We start from the raw sequence: 17,414 nt of genomic DNA on the forward strand, positions 1-17,414 counted from the left end.
CGAGACGCTACCGCCCGCACGTTCGGCCTCGGGGCGGGCACACTGGAGCGGTGACCGATCCCGATCCCGACCGACCCGGGACGTCGGCCGCCGACGCGCTCGGCGACGATTCGGCGACCGCCGACACCGCTCCCGTCGCGGCGGGGGGAACCGGTCCGTCGGCGACGACGGACGACGAGATCGACGACCTCGACCCGTCCCGCGATCGCCGCCGGCTGGACTGGGGTCTGCTCGTCCCCTCGCTCGTCATCGCCTGCGGGCTGGTGGCGATCGCGTGGGCGGTGACGAGCGCGATCACGGGGATGGACGGCATCGACCGTCCCGACGCGATCGAGGACATCGCGCCGGTGGAGCGCGCCCAGCAGGTGCAGCAGCAGGAGCAGGTGATCGTCGACCTGGAGTTCGGCTACGAAGCGGCCCTCGTCGTCAACGGCGTCGAGCTCGAGACGACGCGCATCGGGGAGTTCGACGGAGACGTCGCCCCCGGCGAGCAGATCGCCGTCCCTCCGACCGCCGTGTTCGATCCGGGCAACAGCCGCATCGAGTTCCGCCCCAGCGACGACGCCGTGATCCAGAGCTTCCCGCAGGGTCGCAACTCCGTGCAGGTGATCTTCTGGAGGGTCGCCGACGGTCGCGACGACGGGGCGCGCAGCTACCGCTGGTCGTTCGACGTCGTCTGACGACGAACGCCCGGCATCGCACTCACCCGTCGGGGTCGGACGCCGGCTCGGGCTCGGGCTCGGGTTCGGGTTCGGGGTCGGCGAAGCGCTCGGGCAGGTCTCCGGAGTCGAGCAGCGCCACGAACTCGGCCTCGTCGATCACCGGCACGCCGAGCGACTCGGCCTTGGTCAGCTTGCTCGCACCTGCCGACTCCCCGGCGACGAGCGCGAAGGTCTTCCTGCTCACGCTGCCCGGGCTCGTCCCCCCGCGCGACGTGATCGCCTCGACGGTGTCGTCGCGCTTGAAGCCGGCCAGCGTCCCGGTGACGACCACCGAGCGGCCCTCGAGGGTCTGCGGCGTCGCGGCGCGCGCCTCGGCCGCGCGCCGGGCGGCGTCCGGGTCGCCGAAGCTCACCCCCGCCGCACGCAACCTCTCGATGTAGGCGCGGTTGGTCTCCTGGGAGAACCACCCGTCGATCGTGCGCGCGATGACCTCGCCCACGCCGTCGACCGCCGCCAGCTCCTCCACCGACCTCGAGGTGATCGCGTCGAGGGTGTGGAACTCCGCGACGAGCGCGGCCGACGCCGCCGGGCCGAGGTGACGGATGCCGAGCGCGGTGAGCAGCTTGGGCAGCGGCCGCCCCTTCGAGCGCTCGATCTCTCCCACCAGGTTCCGGGCGCTCGTGAGACCGACCCGCTCGAGCTCCACGAGCTGGTCGACCGAGAGGGCGTAGAGGTCGGCCGGGTCGCGCACGAGCCCGGCGGTCGTCAGCTTCTCGACCATCTGCTCGCCGAGGCCCTCGATGTCCATCGCGCCGCGCGTGGCGAAGTAGGCGATCTTCTGGTCGCGCTGGGCGGGGCAGTCGGGGGCCACGCAGCGCGTGTCGGCCTCGCCCTCGGGGCGCACGAGGGGGTTCTCGCACACCGGGCAGTCGGACGGGAACACCCACGGCTCGCTGCCGGGGGGTCTCGCCGACAGGATCGGGCCCACCACCTCGGGGATGACGTCGCCCGCCTTGCGCACGACGACGGTGTCACCGGGGCGGACGTCCTTGGCCGCCACCTGGTCCTGGTTGTGGAGGGTCGCGATGCCGACGGTGGACCCGCCGACGAAGACGGGGTCGAGCACGGCGAACGGCGTCGCACGCCCCGTCCGACCGACCGAGACCTGGATGTCGAGCAGCGCGGTGGTGCGCTCCTCGGGGGGGAACTTGTACGCGATGGCCCACCGTGGCGCGCGCGACGTGAACCCGAGCCGGTCGCGCTGGGCGAGGTCGTCGACCTTGACCACCACCCCGTCGATCTCGTAGTCGAGGTCGTGGCGGTGCTCCTGCCAGTGCAGGCAGTGCGCGGCGACGTCGTCGATCGACGTGAACGAGGTGACGTGGTCGTCGACGGGCAGGCCGAGCGACCGGATCAGGTCGAGCTCGCCACGGTGCGTCGTCGCCGCGTCGGCGTGGTCGCCTTCGAGCGCTCCCAGCGCGTAGCCGAAGAACGACAGCTCCCGCTCGGCGGTCTTCGCCGGGTCCTTCTGCCGCAGGCTCCCGGCGGCGGAGTTGCGGGGGTTGACGAACGCCTTGTCGCCGGCGGCCGCCGCCCGCTCGTTGAGCCGCTCGAACGCCGAGACCGACATGTACACCTCCCCGCGCACCTCGAGGACCGTCGGCGGGGAGTCGACCTCGAGCCGGCGGGGCACGTCGTCGATCGTCGCGACGTTCGCGGTGACGTCCTCCCCCGTGCGCCCGTCGCCGCGGGTCGCGGCGCGCACGAGTGCGCCGTCCTCGTAGCGCAGGCTCATCGCGAGGCCATCGAACTTCAGCTCGCACACGAAGGTCGGGGCGGAACCGTCGAGGCCGCGCTCGACGCGCTCGGCCCACGCCGTGAGCTCGGCCGCGTCCATCGCGTTGTCGAGGCTCATCATCGGGACGTGGTGCTCGACGGCCGAGAAGGTGGCGCTGATCGCGCCGCCGACGGTGTTCGTCGGCGAGTCGGGGGTGATCAGGTCGGGGTGCTCGGCCTCGAGCGAGCGCAGCTCGCGCACGAGCTCGTCGTACTCCGAGTCGGCGATCTCGGGATCGTCGAGGGTGTGGTAGCGCTCGTCGTGGTGCGCGATGAGCGACCTCAGCTCGTCTGCGCGCTCGCCGGGCACCTCGGTCATCGGCTCGAACGGTACCCGGCCGCCCGCGTCGCCGAACTCCGACGCAGGTCGGGCCCGGAGGGCTGCGGGATCGGGTGCGAGCGGGCGCCGGGTGCCGGCCAGGGGCGCTCAGGCGCCGAGGCCGAGCCGGCTCGCCATCGCCTGGCCGTTGACCCGGTGCCCGATCTCCGAGCTCATCCGTGCGATGCGGCGCGCCGTGGACACCTGGTGGCGGGAGAACCCGCACTCGGGGGTGATCAGGCTCTGGCGACGCAGCATCCCCGCGTCGACGCCGCGCTCGGACAGCGACGACCAGAGATCGCTCAGCCGACGCCAGTACCGGTCGGGGCGCATCGTGACGGGGCCCGTGGTCGGCACGACCCCCCAGGCGATGACGCCTCCGCCGTCGACGAACCGGCCGAGGTAGCCGGCGTACTCGACGAGCTCGTCGGCGACCGGGATCGAGATGACCTGCGGGCCGGTCTCGAGCATCGTCGCGATGTCGCAGCGGCCGCAGCAGTGCAGGCCGAACGCGGCCTCGCTCCCGACCGCGGCCATCCCGGTCGAGATCAGATCCACCGCCACGTCGGGCGGGATCGGGAAGTCGGGGCGCATCAGGTCGACGAGCCACGGTTCGTCGAGGAGCATCAGCTGAGGGCTCGACGGCAGCGCCCGCCGCAGTGCCGAGGAGATCTCCGACACGTGGTGGCGCACCGCCTCGGCGGCGATCTCGAACGCCCGGTCGTGGCGCACCCCCGCGCGGGCGAGGGCGACCCCGAGGGTCACCGGGCCCACGAACTGCCACTTCACCGGCGCCCCGTCGTGGTGCACCCGCACGGCGAGGTCGACGAACGCACGCAGACCCTCGAAGGCCTCACCGGACAGATCGGTCGTGATGCGGTGGTCGCGCACCAGCGCGATCGGGTCGATCGCGCAGCTGCCGTACTGCCCGAACGACACACCGGGGAGTCCGGCGACGGCCTGCGCGACCATGCCCTCGGCGGAGGAGCGCATGGGGAGCGACGGGACGGTGGCGATGTCGAACTCGGAGAGCGCGAACGCCGCTGCGGCTCCCCGGTCTCGGTGCGGGAGGCTGCCGATGCCGATCGACTGGCCTCCGGAGAAGGGGACGACCGCGTCCGGGAGGCGGTCGCCCCGACCCCCCGGCGAGTCGGCGCTCACCTCATCCTCCGGCCGATCGCGCCGGTCGTGCCCTGGTGCCCACGTTCCGATGATCGCGGGACCCCCCGGTCCCTGACGAATCCTTCGACGGATCCATCCACGTCGCGGACCGTCGCCGTCGACGGGTCACCCTCGGCGGCCGGTGGTCGGCGACCGGCGCCGTTCGCCCCGAGGTCGGTGACCGATGGCACGCGCACCGTTGGTCGGGTCGGCGGCGGATCGGCCAGGGTGGGACCCATGTCCGACCCCGCCGACGACGACGCGGACGAACCGACCCAGCTGCCGCCGTCGCAGGGCGCCGGCACGACCTCCACCACCACCCGAGCGCTCAGCTGGGGCGCCCGGGTGGCGTGGGTGCTGGTCGCGGTCCTCGGCGGCACGGCCCTCGAGTCCGCGACCGACGGTCGCACCCCGGCGGTCGGGTGGGTCGCGGCCATCGGGGGCTGGGTGGGGTTCGCGATCGTCGCCCTCGCGCTGGCGATCCCGTCGGTGGTCTCGCTCACCGTCGCCCGGGTGGCGTCGCCCCTCGCGATCGTCGCCGGGGTCGTGAGCGCGCTGGCCGGCGCGCCGGCGCTCGAAATCGCCCTGCTGTGCGTGCCCGCGTTCGTCGCCGTCGCGACGATCTACACCGCGGAGCTCGGACGTTGGATGGTGCAGGCGTCGGCCTACGGCGACGAGCACCGCCTCCCGTTGCGCGCCCCCGTCGCGGCGGGGACCGCCGCGGTCGTGACCTGGTTCGCCTGGGCCGCCTGCGTGGTGGCCGCCCCGCTCGCCCTCGCCTCGTCGCGCTGGGCGGTCGGCATCCCGCTCGGCCTCGTCGCCGCCGCGGCGACGATCCTCCTCGGCCCCCGCTGGCACCGCCTGTCCAGGAGGTGGCTGGTCCTCGTCCCCGCCGGTCTCGTCGTCCACGACCCGGTCGTGCTCGCCGACACCCTGATGGTGCGCGCCGAGAAGATCGCCGGCATCGGTCTCGCGCGCACCGGGACCGAGGCCGCGGACCTGACGGGGCCGGCGAGCGGCTTCGCCATCGAGGTGAGCACCAGCGAGCAGGTGTCGACGGTCTTCGCCTTCACACCCCGCGACCCCGACGGCGTCGCGATCCACATGGTCGGCTTCCTGGTCGCTCCGAGCCGCCCCGGAGCCGCGCTGCGCCTCGCCGCCGAGCGGCGACTCCCGATCCGCTGAGGAGCCGGCGAGCTCCGCCGGCATCGGGGCTCAGGTGCAGGTCCCGCCGCCGAGGACCCGTCGATCGGACTCGTCGTAGAGGACGACGCTCTGACCCGGCGCGACGCGGGGCCGCGGTCGCGCCCACTCGACGTGGACCCGCCCGTCGACGTGGGTCGCCCACCCCGGTGCGGCTCGACCGTGGGCGCTGCACTGCACGCGCACCGCGCCGACGACCGGCTCGTCGACCCACCCGACGTCGGCGACCACGAGCCCGGTGCGCACGAGGTCGTCGGCGGCACCGACCGTCACCACGCGCTCGTCGACGTCGACGTCGACGACGTAGCGCTTCGGTCCGCCCCCCAGACCGAGGCCGCGCCGTTGGCCGACGGTCACCATCTCGACCGACTCGACCGCGCCCACCGTCGAACCCGAGGTGTCGACCACGGTGCCGGATCGGAGCGGGATCCGCTCGCCGAGGAAGGACCGCCGACCGTGGGTCGAGGTGATGAAGCAGACGTCCTGGCTGTCGGGCTTGCCCGCCGTGCGCAGACCGATCGCGACCGCCCGGGCGCGGACCTCGGACTTGTCCATCGACCCGACGGGGAACATCGTGCGCGCGAGGTCGCGCTGGTCGAGCATGTGCACGACGTAGCTCTGGTCCTTCGTGGCGTCGTGGCCGCGCTCGAGCGTCAGGGTCCCGTCGGCCGACCGACCGATCGACGCGTGGTGGCCGGTCGCGACCGCGTCGAACCCCAGCAGGTCGGCCCGCTCCGCCAGGCGGGAGAACTTGACGGAACGGTTGCACTCGATGCACGGGTTCGGCGTCGATCCACGGGCGTGGTCGCGCACGTAGGGCTCGACGACGTGGGCCCCGAAGTCGTCCGAGAAGTTGAACACCAGGTGGTCGATCCCGATCTGCTGGGCGACTCGCCGGGCGTCGTCGACGTCGGACACCGAGCAGCACCCCGTGTCGGACTCGCCTCCCCACAGCTTCAGCGTCACCCCGACGACGTCGTGGCCGGCCTCGACGAGGAGGTGAGCCGCCACCGAGGAGTCCACTCCCCCGCTCATCGCGCACATCACCTTCACGACGTCAGGCTAGGAGGCACCTCCGGCGGTCCCGTCGCCTGCGGAACGGCAGCGCTCAGGACCGCAGCGCCATCGAGCGCGAGCGGAGGCGGGACACGGCGTCGACGATCACCTCGGCGCCACGCTCGACATCGGTCGCGGTCGTGGCGTGGCCGAGGCTCAGCCGCAGCGCCCCGAGCGCGACCTGCCGGTCGACGCCCATCGCGGCCAGGACGTGCGACGGCTCCATCGCCCCGCTCGCGCACGCGCTCGCCGCCGAGGCGCACACCCCGGCTTCGTCGAGGAGGTAGAGCAGCGCCTCGGACTCGACGCCGCCGATGCACAGGTGCGCCGACCCGGCCACCTTGGCGACGCCGTCGTCGTCGCGCCCGATGGTCTCCACGACGTCGTCGAGGGAGCCGGTGATCGAGTCGACGAGGCCGTCGCGCAGGGTCCGCAGGCGGGCGTCCTCGGCGTCGCGCTCGGCATCGGTGATCGCGAGCGCGGTCGCCGTGGCGACGATCCCGGCGACGTCGTGGGTGCCGCTGCGACGTCCTCGCTCCTGGCCGCCGCCCACGATCAGCGGGGCGACGCGCGGCCCGCCGCGCTCGACGAGGATCCCGGTCCCCTTCGGCCCGCCGAACTTGTGCGCGCTGAGCGACATGAGATCGACGTGGTCGACGAGGGTGCGCAGATCGACCCAGGTCGGCGCCTGGACGGCATCGGTGTGCACGAGCGCGCCCGGCGCGAGGCGACGGACGATCTCGGCCACCGCCGCCACGTCGCTGATCGTGCCGACCTCGTTGTTCACCGCCATCACGCTGACGACGCACACCCCCCGGCCGTCGCCGCCGTCGTCGGCGGCCGTCTCGAGCACGGCGGTGAGCTCGTCGAGATCGATGCGACCGAAGCGGTCCGCACCGACCACCACCCCGCCCGTCGCCTCGACCGGGTGCAGCACCGCGTGGTGCTCGGCCGCCGAGCAGACCGCCCGACCTCCGGCGCGGGCCACGGCGCCGAGGATCGACGTGTTGTCGCTCTCGGTGCCGCACCCCGTGAAGACCACCTCGTCGGGTCGGCACCCGATGGTGGCGGCCACGAGATCGCGCGACTCGTCGACGGCGAGGCGCGCCGCACGTGCGAAGCGGTGCGACCCCGACGGGTTGGCGTAGTTCGTGGCGAGGAACGGCATCATCGCCTCGATCGCCGCCGGGCGCATCGGGGTCGATGCGGCGTGGTCGAGGTAGGTGATCGCGGGGCTCACCCGCCCGAGGGTAGGCAACCACGACCCCCTCCGCACGTGGATCGGTCCGCGGTGCGAAGATGCCCACGATGCGACGACGGCGGGGGAGACGGCCGGTGCCGGTGCCGGTGCCACCACGAGGGGTCCGCTCCCGGTGCTGATCGTCGCCTCCGACGACCACCGTGGCCACGACGGCCTCGAGGTCCACGACGGCGCGCTCGTCCGCTCGTTCGAGAGCCCCGAGCGCGCCGAACTGATCCGCCGCGCCCTCGACGACCGGGGGTGGCCGACGGTCGGGCCGGACGCCGTCGACCACGAGCTGCTCGCACGGGTCCACACCCCCGACCACCTCGAGCTGCTCGCCACCGCGTGGGACCGCTGGGTCGAGCGCGGCGAGAGCGCCCCCGCGGCGATGCCGTTCGCGTGGCCGCCCCGGGGATCGTCCGCGCCGCGCCCCGACGACCTCCTCGGCCAGCTCGGGTACCACAGCTTCTCGGCGGACACCTCGATCGTCGCCGGCACCTGGGCGGCGGTGGTCGCGTCCGCCGCCATCGCCACCACCGCGGCCGCTCGCGTCCTCGGGGGCGAGCGGACCGCGTACGGCCTGTGCCGACCGCCCGGCCACCACGCCTCGGCCGACCAGTTCGGCGGGTACTGCTACCTCAACAACGCGGCGATCGCGGCGCAGCGCCTCCTCGACGGCGGTCGACGGCGCGTCGGCGTGCTCGACGTCGACTACCACCACGGCAACGGCACCCAGTCGATCTTCCTCGATCGCGACGAGGTGGTCACGGTGTCGATCCACGCCGATCCGCGCGAGGAGTTCCCGTGGTTCTCGGGTCACGCCGACGAACGTGGGGTCCGGGCCGGGGAGGGGTGCAACCTGAACATCCCGCTGCCGCGCGGCACGGGGGCGGCGCGCTGGGGCGAGGCGCTCGAGCGCGCGCTCGCGGAGCTCGGCGCCGCCCGGATCGAGGCGCTCGTCGTCTCGCTCGGTGTCGACACCTACGTGGGCGACCCGCTCGGCACGTTCGAGCTCGAGACCGCGGACCTCGAGCGATGCGGTGCGTCCGTCGCGGGGGTCGACGTCCCGACCGTCGTGGTCCAGGAGGGCGGCTACGCCGTCGACGCCGTCGGGCTGAACGTCGTGGCCTTCCTCGGCGGTCTGTCGCCGGACGGTCTGCGATCGGGGGGTCGCGCATCGGGTGGTCCGTCATCGGGCGGAGCGTCACGAGCGCCGGCTCCGTGACCTCGCGATCTAGCCTTCGCCGCCGTGCAGGGGTTCGATTCGACGACCTACGGCGAGGCGTTCGCCGACGTCTACGACGATTGGTACGCCGAGGTCACCGACGTCGATGCGACCGTGCGCCGGGTCGTCGCCACCGCCGGCGACGGGGCGCGCCTGCTCGAGCTCGGCGTCGGGACCGGGCGCCTGGCGCTGCCCCTCGCCCGGGCGGGACTCGAGGTGGTCGGCGTCGACTCCAGCCGGGCGATGCTCGATCGCCTCGCGGAGCGCGACCCCGACCGCAGCGTCGGCATCGTCCACGGCGACATGGTCGACGACCTCCCCGCCGGGCCCTTCGACGCCTGCCTGGTGGCGTACAACACCATCCTCAACCTGCTCGACCCCGACGAGCAGCGGCGGTGCTTCCGCGAGGTCGCCGCACGCCTCGTCCCGAGCGGCCGCTTCGTCGTCGAGGCCGTCGTCCCCGACGAGCGGGCCCCGGCCGGTGCCAGCGTCGGGGTGCGCTCGATGACCGCCGACCGCGTGGTGCTGTCGGTGTCGCGCCACCACCCCGACGAACGTCGCAGCGACGGCCAGTTCGTCGAGCTGACCGAGTCGGGCGGGGTGCGCCTGCGGCCGTGGGCGATCCGCTGGACGACACCCGGCGAGCTCGACGAGATGGCCGACGACGCCGGGTTCGACCTCGACGAGCGCGTCGCCGACATGGCCGGTGCGGCCTACGACGACGCCAGCGACCAGCACGTCAGCACCTACCGGCTCCGCTGACGACCCGGTGCCGGGATCGGAGGACCTCCGGGGACGGAGCGCGAGCTGTCCGGGGCCCGACCGCCCGCCAGCCGGTAGCTTGACGACGATGTACGTCGAGGGGATCCGCCGACCGGCCGACCTGCGGGGGCTGGACCGGAACGAGCTCGCGGATCTCGCCGGGGAGATCCGCGACTTCATCGTGTCGGCCGTGTCCGAGGTCGGTGGCCACCTCGGCTCCAACCTCGGCGCCGTCGAGCTGACCTTGGCGCTGCACCGGGTGTTCGATTCCCCGCGCGACGCGATCCTGTGGGACACCGGCCACCAGGCGTACGTGCACAAGATCGTCACCGGGCGCCAGACCGGGTTCGAGACGCTCCGTCAGGCCGGCGGTCTGTCGGGGTACCCGAACCGGGAGGAGTCCGAGCACGACCTCGTCGAGAACAGCCACGCCTCGACGATCCTGTCCTACGCCGACGGCCTCGCCGTCGCGCGCGATCTCGGGACGAACGAGCGGCGCCACATCGTGGCGGTGATCGGCGACGGCGCGATGACCGGCGGGATGGCCTACGAGGCGCTCAACAACCTCGGGCACCACCGCCGCGGCGTGATCATCGTGCTCAACGACAACGGCCGCTCGTACGCCCCGACGATCTCCAACCTGTCGGCCAACAGCCAGGGCATCGACGAGCAGACGACCGCCGCCTCGCTCACCGACCGCGTCACCGGCCGGCTGTCGCACGCGCTCACCGACATCCGCCAGAACCCGGTCTACGTCCGCCGGCAGCGACGGATCGAGGAGTTCCTGCAGGGCCTGCCGGTCGTGGGCCAGCCGGCCGGCTCGGCCGTCGACGCGTTCAAGGCCGGGGTGCGCGAGTTCCTCCAACCCCCGTCGTTCTTCGAGGCGCTCGGGACGCGCTACATCGGCCCGTTCGACGGCCACAACGTCGCCGAGCTCGAGGACGCGCTGCAGAACGCGATCGAGCTCTCCGAGGAGGGCCCGATCGTCGTGCACGCGCTCACCCAGAAGGGTCGCGGCTACTCCCCCGCCGAGGACGACGACGAGAAGAACCTCCACGACGCGCCGGTCTTCGACCCCGCGGTCGGCCCGCCGAAGGCGGTCGCGACCGGCTACACGCAGGCCTTCGCCGACGCCATCGTCAAGGAGGCCGAGGCCGACCCGCGCGTCGTCGCGATCACCGCCGCGATGCCCGGCCCGACCGGCCTGCTGCCCTTCCAGGCCCGCTTCCCCGACCGGTTCTTCGACGTCGGGATCGCCGAGCAGCACGCCGTCACCAGCGCGGCGGGGATGGCGATGGGCGGCCTGCGACCCGTCGTGGCCGTCTACTCGACCTTCCTCAACCGCGCCTGGGACCAGGTCGTGTACGACGTCGCGATGCACCGCCTCGGAGTCGTGTTCTGCCTCGACCGCGCCGGCGTGACCGGACCCGACGGGGCGAGCCACCACGGCGTCTACGACATGGCGCTGCTGTCCAAGGTGCCCGGGATGCGCGTCCTGGCTCCGTCGAGCGCCCAGGAGCTGTCGCAGATGCTCCACGACGCGACGACGCTCGCCGACGAGGGGCCGGTCGCGATCCGCTACCCGCGCGGCGCCGCCCGACAGGTCGGCGAGCACGAGGTCGGTTCGGGGACCAGCGCACGGTCGGTGCGCGCCGCCCGCGATCCGGGATCGTCGATCTGCGTCCTCGCGATCGGCAAGATGCTCGAGCCCGCCCAGGACGCGGCTGCGTCGCTCGCCGAGGCCGGCGGTCCCGACGTGAGCATCTGGGACGTCCGCTGCTGCGCCCCGCTCGACGCCGACATGATCGCCGACGCCGCCACCCACCGCCGGGTGGTCACGATCGAGGACGGGGTGCGTGACGGCGGCATCGGGTCGATGATCGCGACGGCCGTCGGCGAGGTCGACGACGCTGTCGCGGTGACGACGATGGGGCTGCCGACGACGTTCCTGCCCCACGATCCCAAGCCGGCCAACATCCACACCCGCTACGGCCTCGACGCGAGATCGCTCGCCGACACCCTCCGCTCGCTCTGACCCGGCGGGTGGTCGCCCGAACGCCGCGACCCGTTCGGCCACATCAGCGCCGACACCAGGCCGCCCGCCAGCGCCCCCAGCACCCACGGCCGGCGGAGCGCGTCCAGCAGAGCACCCGATCGGGGCACGTGCAGGCGCGGACGTCCGCGGAGGTCCTCGACGCCCACGCGCCAGGGGTCGGCGGTGCGCCTCGAATCGCCGCGCGTCACGATCGCGCCGTCGGCGCGCACGTCGACCACGCGGTGGATGATCAGCCGCCCGGCGGCCGGCCCGTCGGGGACCTCGAGCACGACCACGTCACCCACGCTCGGCGCCCCGACCGGGCCGAGCACCACCACGTCTCCGGATCGGTACGTCGGCAGCATGGAGTCTCCGCCCACGACCAGCAGCCGGCTCGACCCGGTCAGCGCCCCGGGGCCGAGCACGGCGATCACGACCAGCCCGAGAGCGGTCCAGCACCACGAGCGGACCGCCCTGCGCCGGGCGCGGCGGTCCACCTCGCCCGAGCGCCCCGCCGGCGCCGACCCGCACCGCTGGCGGACACGCGCGACCACCGCGGCGACGCCGCCCGCACCACGGCCGGCGCGCCGGGCGAGGCGGCGACCGCCCTTCACGCATCGGCTCCGGGCGGTTCGTCGGCCCGCGACGGCCGAGGCGGCGTCTGCGCGCTCCCGGTCGGCGGGACCGTGGAGGTGGTGCTCGTCGCTCGCTGCTCCGTCGTCGTGGAGGTGGTGCTCGTCGTCCGTTCCTCCGACGCCGTGACGGGCGTGACGGGCGTGGTCGCGACCGACGACGAGACGGGCGCCATCGTCGACGACGAGACGGGCGCCGTCGTCGTGGTGGCGGTGCTCGTCGTCGCGGCCTCGGTCACGCCCGACGTGGTGGCGGAGGTGACGGAGGTGACGGTGACGGTGACGGTGGCGGAGGTGACGGTGACGGTGGTGGAGGTGGCGGAGGTGACCGGCGCGGAGACCCCGCCGCCCGACGCAGCCGCCCCGTCGACCGCCGCGCCGAGCGGGAGGAGCGGGGGGAGCGTCGGCACCGTGGGGAGCAGCGTGATGCTCACCGGTCCCGTCCAGGCCCCGAGCGAGTCGGAGCGGATGCCCCCGAGCGTCGTCGCGTGTCCGGTCGCGGCGAGCGCGACCAGGCAGAGGGCCGACGCGGCGACGCCGATGCGCACGGCTCGCGCCGCGCCGCGGGCTCGAGATCGTCGTCGCGCTGGCATGGCGTCGGGCGCCCGATCGGCGGCTCAGCCCGTGATGGTGAGCGAGACCCCGGTGACCAGAGCTGCGCTCGGCCGCGTCAGGGACAGCGCCCCGAGGTTGATCGAGATGCCACCGCCGGAGCCCACCACGCCGCTGTGCTGCACGAGCACCGTGCCGCCGGCTCCGAGCAACGCCATCTGGTAGTCGAGGCCCACGCAGGCCGCGTCGACGTCGCCGAACGCGACCGTGCTCACGACGGGCAGGGCCGACAGCAGCGCCGTGCCGTAGCTCGTGGTGACCCCGTCGTCGTCGCACGACAGGACGATGCCGACATCGGACCCGAGGCTCTCCGCCGACACGCCGCCGAGCGAGGAGGCCGAAGCGCCGACGGCGCCGGCCACCAGCAGCCCGGCGACGACGGCGACGAGCCGGTTGCGGAGTGAAGGAGCGTGCATCGGGACCTCTCTGGGGTCGGTGGGGGCCGGTCGTCCGGTCACCCGAAGGAGTGATGTTCCCTTCGGCTCGGGTCTCCCCCGACTTGAGGAGGAGGAGGAGCGGCCGATCCCCGGTCCGTGCGTGACAGGTGCGACACCTCACGGTTCCGGCGAGGTCGCGCCGTACGGTCTCTCGCGCTGGCGCACGTCGTCGGCGGGTCGTCGTCGGAGGCGGCCAGGGCCGGCCGTCGAGGTGGTCCGGACGGTCTCGAGACCCGTGAGGTTCACCACACATGAGCACGATCAAGACGTCGCGTGCGCTGCGACCCGACGACTCGAGCGTGACGAGCGCGTCCGCGTGGACGGCGAACCCCCGCGCCGACCTGCTCTCCGGTCTGGTGGTCGCCCTCGCCCTGATCCCCGAGGCGATCTCGTTCTCGATCATCGCGGGCGTCGACCCGAAGGTCGGTCTGTACGCCTCGTTCTCGATCGCGATCATCATCTCGATGACCGGCGGCCGGATGGGGATGATCTCCGCCGCCACCGGGGCGATGGCCCTCGTCGTGGTCCCCCTCGTCGCCGAGTACGGCGTCGCCTACCTGTTCGCGGCCACGGTGCTGGCCGGCGCCATCCAGATCGCCCTCGGGGCGCTCGGCGTCGGTGCGGTGATGCGGTTCATCCCGCGCACCGTGATGCTCGGCTTCGTCAACGCGCTCGCGATCCTGATCTTCCTCGCCCAGGTCCCCCACATCCTGCTGTCGGACGAGACCGCCGCCGTGCGCAGCAGCCAGCTCGGGTCGAACATCGCCTTCATCGCGGCCGGTCTCGCGATCATCTACGGCCTGCCCCGCGTGACGAAGGCGGTCCCGTCCCCGCTCGTCGCGATCGCCGTGCTCGCCACCCTCGCCATCACGATGGGGTGGGACCTGCCGACGGTCGGCGACATGGGCGCCCTCCCCGACGCGCTCCCCTTCCTCTCGCTGCCCGACGTGCCGTTCACCTTCGAGACCCTCGGCATCATCCTCCCGTTCTCGCTCACGCTCGCCTTCGTCGGACTGCTGGAGTCGCTGCTCACCGCCCAGCTCCTCGACGACCTCACCGACTCCGACTCCGACAAGGACCTCGAGTCGCGCGGCCAGGGCATCGCGAACGTCGCGACCGGCTTCCTCGGAGGGATGGCCGGGTGCGCGATGATCGGCCAGTCGATGATCAACCACCGCTCCGGCGGTCGGACCCGGTTGTCGACGCTCGCGTCGGGGGTGTTCCTGCTGATCCTGATCCTCGCCCTCGGCGACCTCGTCGCCCGGATCCCGATGGCCGCGCTGGTCGCGGTGATGATCATGGTCGCCGTCGGCACGTTCGACTGGCGCAGCGTGTCGCCCGACACGCTGCGCTCGATGCCCCGCACCGAGAGCGCGGTGATGGTCGTCACCGTCGCGATCGTGGTGCTCACACACAACCTCGCCTACGGCGTCGCCGCCGGGGTCCTGCTGTCGGCGGTGTTCTTCGTCCGACACGTCTCGCACCTGGTCAACGTGACCAGCGTCGTCGACCCGGACGACCACGCCCGCCTCTACGCCGTGACCGGCCAGCTGTTCTTCGCCTCGACGAACGATCTCGTCCACTCCTTCGACTACGACGCCGTGGAGGTCCCCCGCGTCGAGATCGACCTCACCGACGCCCGGGTGTGGGACACGAGCGCGATCGTCGCGCTCGACGCCGTGGTCGCGAAGTTCGCCGAGCGCGGCATCGAGGCCGAGCTGGTCGGGCTCAACCGCCACGCCGCCGACCTCCACGGCCGCACGTCGGGCAAGGTCAGCACCCACTGACCGACCCCTGCCGACCCGGCTGCCCCGCACGGGCTCCGCTGAGCCCCGTCGCGACGCCGCGACTAGGTTGAGCACGCGGGTCGTTCGGCTCGCTTCGCGACGCACAAGGGGTACACGTGGCTGGTGGCAGCATCCTGGGCACTCGAGTCCAGCGCAAGGAAGATCCGAAGTTCCTGACGACCGGGGGCGTCTACTCCGACGACGTGACCGATCCGCGCCTCGACGGCGCGGCCCAGGCGGTGTACGTGCGCTCCACCGTGGCCCACGGCACGATCCTGTCGATCGACGTCGACGCGGCGACGGACATGCCCGGCGTGCTCGCCGTGCACACCGCCGAGACCCTCGGCCTCGAGCCGATCCCCTCGCCGTTCAACCCCGCCAGCGCACGCACCCTGCTCGCGAGCGACAAGGTCCGCCACGTCGGCGAGCCCGTCGCGGTGGTCGTCGCCGAGACGCACCAGCAGGCGGCGGACGCGGCCGAGGTGGTGTTCGTCGACTACGACTTCCTCCCCGCCGTGATCGACCTCGAGGAGGCGCTGTCGTCGGAGACGCTCATCTACGAGGAGGCCGGCTCCAACGGGGTGTTCGACACCACCGCGCTCGGCATCCCCGAGAACTCGCCCACCGAGGAGTTCTTCGCCGACTGCGAGGTGACCGTCACCGGTCGCTTCGTCAACCAGCGCGTCGCGCCCTGCCCGCTCGAGGTGCGCGCCTCGGCCGCGACCTGGGACGGCGACACCCTCGTGCAGTGGCTGTCCACCCAGGGAGCGCAGGCCGACAAGGACCACTTCGTCAAGGTCAACGGCGGCGAGGGCACGAAGGTCCACCTGATCACCCCCGACGTCGGCGGCGGCTTCGGCGCCAAGATCGACGCCTACCCCGAGGAGATGCTCCTCGGGGTGCTCGCCAAGGGCGTGGGTCGGCCGGTCCGCTGGCGCGAGACGCGCAGCGAGTCGATGATGATGCTCGGCCACGGCCGCGGCCAGCTCCAGTTCGTCACGATGGGCGGCTCGAAGGACGGCACGGTCACGCACTACCAGATGCACGCCCTGCAGGACGCGGGGGCGTTCGTCGGGATGGGGACGATCCTCGCCCCGTTCATGACCCGCCCGATGTCGTCGGGCGTCTACGACATCCCCAACATCGAGGTCCGCACGACCTCGGTCGTCACCAACACGACCCCGACCACCGCCTACCGCGGCGCCGGGCGCCCCGAGGCGACCGCCGCGATCGAGCGCGCGATGGACCTCTTCGCCGCGGAGATCGGGATGGACCCCGCCGAGGTCCGTCGCAAGAACCTGATCGCGAAGTTCGACGAGCCGCACACCACCGCCGTCGCCCAGACCTACGACGTCGGCGACTACGAGACCGCGCTCGACAAGGTGCTCGAGGCCGCCGGGTACGAGGACCTGCGCGCCGAGCAGGCGAGCCGCCGCGAGTCGGGTGACGCCAAGCAGCTCGGCATCGGGGTGTGCGTCTACGTCGAGATCACCGGCGGCGTCGACCCCAAGCAGGAGGACGCCAAGGTCGAGATCCACGACGACGGCACCGCGACCGTCTACACCGGCACGACGCCCCAGGGCCAGGGCCACGACACCGCGTGGTCGATGATCGCCAGCGCCGAGACCGGGATCCCGATCGACGAGATCACCCTCGTCTTCGGTGACACCGAGCGCACCCCCGTCGGTGGCGGCACGATGGGTTCGCGCTCGCTGCAGCAGGGCGGCGTCGCCGTCAACGAGGCGACCGTCGAGCTCGTCGACAAGGCGAAGAAGGCGGCGGCCAAGCTGCTCGAGGCCGACGAGGCCGACGTCGTCGTCGACACCGAGAAGGGGGTCTTCCACGTCGCCGGGACCCCGGCGGTCACCAAGACGTGGGCCGACGTCGCCGTCGCGGCGAAGCAGGACGGCGACGAGCTGACGGTGAGCACGACCTTCGTCGCCGACATGGCGACCTTCCCCTTCGGCGCGCACATCGCGGTCGTCGAGGTCGACACGAGCACGGGGCAGGTCAAGCACCTGCGCCAGGTCGCCTGCGACGACGCCGGTCGCGTCCTCAACCCGCTGCTGCTCGACGGCCAGATCCACGGCGGCATCGCCCAGGGCACCGCGCAGGCGCTGCTCGAGGAGGTGCGCTACGACGAGGACGGCAACCCGGTCACGTCGAACCTCGCCGACTACGGGATGATCTCGGCCACCGACCTTCCCAGCTTCGAGGTGATCCACATGGAGACGCCGACCTTCGTCAACCCGCTCGGCGCGAAGGGGATCGGCGAGTCGGGGACGATCGGGTCGACCCCGGCGGTCCAGTCGGCCGTCTGCGACGCCGTCGCCCACCTGGGCGTGAAGCACATCGACATGCCCGCCACGAGCGAGCGCGTCTGGCAGGCCATCCGAGCAGCCCAGCAGTGACCCGAGGTGTCGCACGACGGTTCGACCCGCCGT

Annotated in this window: 14 protein-coding genes; 7 read left to right on the plus strand and 7 right to left on the minus strand. The window is 73.0% G+C overall.

Annotated elements, in window-relative coordinates:
- Positions 1 to 50: 50 nt before the first annotated feature.
- Positions 51 to 680, plus strand: coding sequence for a hypothetical protein (locus ACOOHC_RS13640; RefSeq protein WP_420450956.1), 630 nt, complete (start codon positions 51 to 53; stop codon positions 678 to 680).
- A gap of 22 nt (positions 681 to 702) precedes the next feature.
- On the opposite strand, the gene ligA is transcribed toward ACOOHC_RS13640, so the two are convergent.
- Together ligA and ACOOHC_RS13650 are read right to left on the minus strand one after the other, a co-directional pair.
- Entirely contained in the window at positions 703 to 2,817 is a 2,115-nt protein-coding gene (gene ligA, locus ACOOHC_RS13645) for an NAD-dependent DNA ligase LigA (protein WP_420450957.1), read from the minus strand.
- A 108-nt stretch (positions 2,818 to 2,925) separates the two neighbouring features.
- On the minus strand, positions 2,926 to 3,978 hold the full coding sequence (locus ACOOHC_RS13650; RefSeq protein WP_420450958.1) for a hypothetical protein: 1,053 nt from the start codon (positions 3,976 to 3,978) through the stop codon (positions 2,926 to 2,928).
- A 237-nt stretch (positions 3,979 to 4,215) separates the two neighbouring features.
- Between ACOOHC_RS13650 and ACOOHC_RS13655 the strand changes: the two genes are divergently transcribed.
- Positions 4,216 to 5,163 (plus strand): hypothetical protein, encoded by a 948-nt coding sequence (locus ACOOHC_RS13655; RefSeq protein ID WP_420450959.1) that lies wholly within the window; start codon positions 4,216 to 4,218, stop codon positions 5,161 to 5,163.
- Between the two features lie 30 nt (positions 5,164 to 5,193).
- Here the strand turns inward: ACOOHC_RS13655 and mnmA are convergent, their stop codons facing one another.
- The gene (gene mnmA, locus ACOOHC_RS13660) at positions 5,194 to 6,225 is read right to left on the minus strand and encodes a tRNA 2-thiouridine(34) synthase MnmA (RefSeq protein ID WP_420453804.1); all 1,032 of its coding nucleotides are present in this window, start codon (positions 6,223 to 6,225) and stop codon (positions 5,194 to 5,196) included.
- A 64-nt stretch (positions 6,226 to 6,289) separates the two neighbouring features.
- Complete coding sequence (locus ACOOHC_RS13665; protein ID WP_420450960.1) at positions 6,290 to 7,477, minus strand: cysteine desulfurase family protein; 1,188 nt, start codon at positions 7,475 to 7,477, stop codon at positions 6,290 to 6,292.
- A 133-nt stretch (positions 7,478 to 7,610) separates the two neighbouring features.
- Here ACOOHC_RS13665 and ACOOHC_RS13670 point away from each other — a divergent pair, with 133 nt between their 5' ends.
- The 3 genes from ACOOHC_RS13670 (at position 7,611) to ACOOHC_RS13680 (ending at position 11,502) form a co-directional block, all read left to right on the plus strand.
- Complete coding sequence (locus ACOOHC_RS13670; RefSeq protein ID WP_420450961.1) at positions 7,611 to 8,705, plus strand: histone deacetylase family protein; 1,095 nt, start codon at positions 7,611 to 7,613, stop codon at positions 8,703 to 8,705.
- Between the two features lie 24 nt (positions 8,706 to 8,729).
- Entirely contained in the window at positions 8,730 to 9,467 is a 738-nt protein-coding gene (locus ACOOHC_RS13675) for a class I SAM-dependent methyltransferase (protein ID WP_420450962.1), read from the plus strand.
- A gap of 88 nt (positions 9,468 to 9,555) precedes the next feature.
- On the plus strand, positions 9,556 to 11,502 hold the full coding sequence (locus ACOOHC_RS13680; protein WP_420450963.1) for a 1-deoxy-D-xylulose-5-phosphate synthase: 1,947 nt from the start codon (positions 9,556 to 9,558) through the stop codon (positions 11,500 to 11,502).
- Here ACOOHC_RS13680 and ACOOHC_RS13685 read toward each other — a convergent pair.
- The 3 genes from ACOOHC_RS13685 to ACOOHC_RS13695 all read right to left on the minus strand — a co-directional run bounded on the left by ACOOHC_RS13685 (position 11,454) and on the right by ACOOHC_RS13695 (position 13,162).
- The gene (locus ACOOHC_RS13685; RefSeq protein ID WP_420450964.1) at positions 11,454 to 12,116 is read right to left on the minus strand and encodes a S24 family peptidase; all 663 of its coding nucleotides are present in this window, start codon (positions 12,114 to 12,116) and stop codon (positions 11,454 to 11,456) included. The two genes, ACOOHC_RS13680 and ACOOHC_RS13685, sit on opposite strands and share 49 nt — an antisense overlap.
- Positions 12,113 to 12,682, minus strand: coding sequence for a hypothetical protein (locus ACOOHC_RS13690; RefSeq protein ID WP_420450965.1), 570 nt, complete (start codon positions 12,680 to 12,682; stop codon positions 12,113 to 12,115). The genes ACOOHC_RS13685 and ACOOHC_RS13690 overlap by 4 nt, the downstream gene beginning before the upstream one ends.
- A gap of 69 nt (positions 12,683 to 12,751) precedes the next feature.
- Complete coding sequence (locus ACOOHC_RS13695; RefSeq protein ID WP_420450966.1) at positions 12,752 to 13,162, minus strand: hypothetical protein; 411 nt, start codon at positions 13,160 to 13,162, stop codon at positions 12,752 to 12,754.
- 272 nt (positions 13,163 to 13,434) lie between these two features.
- On the opposite strand from ACOOHC_RS13695, the gene ACOOHC_RS13700 reads away from it, so the two are divergent.
- Together ACOOHC_RS13700 and ACOOHC_RS13705 are read left to right on the plus strand one after the other, a co-directional pair.
- Positions 13,435 to 14,970: a SulP family inorganic anion transporter gene (locus ACOOHC_RS13700; RefSeq protein WP_420450967.1), complete on the plus strand. Its 1,536-nt coding sequence runs from the start codon at positions 13,435 to 13,437 to the stop codon at positions 14,968 to 14,970.
- Positions 14,971 to 15,086: 116 nt separating this feature from the next.
- Positions 15,087 to 17,381, plus strand: a complete 2,295-nt coding sequence (locus ACOOHC_RS13705; protein ID WP_420450968.1) for a xanthine dehydrogenase family protein molybdopterin-binding subunit — start codon at positions 15,087 to 15,089, stop codon at positions 17,379 to 17,381.
- Positions 17,382 to 17,414: the final 33 nt, after the last annotated feature.

This window comes from Ilumatobacter sp., assembly GCF_965215205.1.
Taxonomy (GTDB): domain Bacteria; phylum Actinomycetota; class Acidimicrobiia; order Acidimicrobiales; family Ilumatobacteraceae; genus Ilumatobacter_A.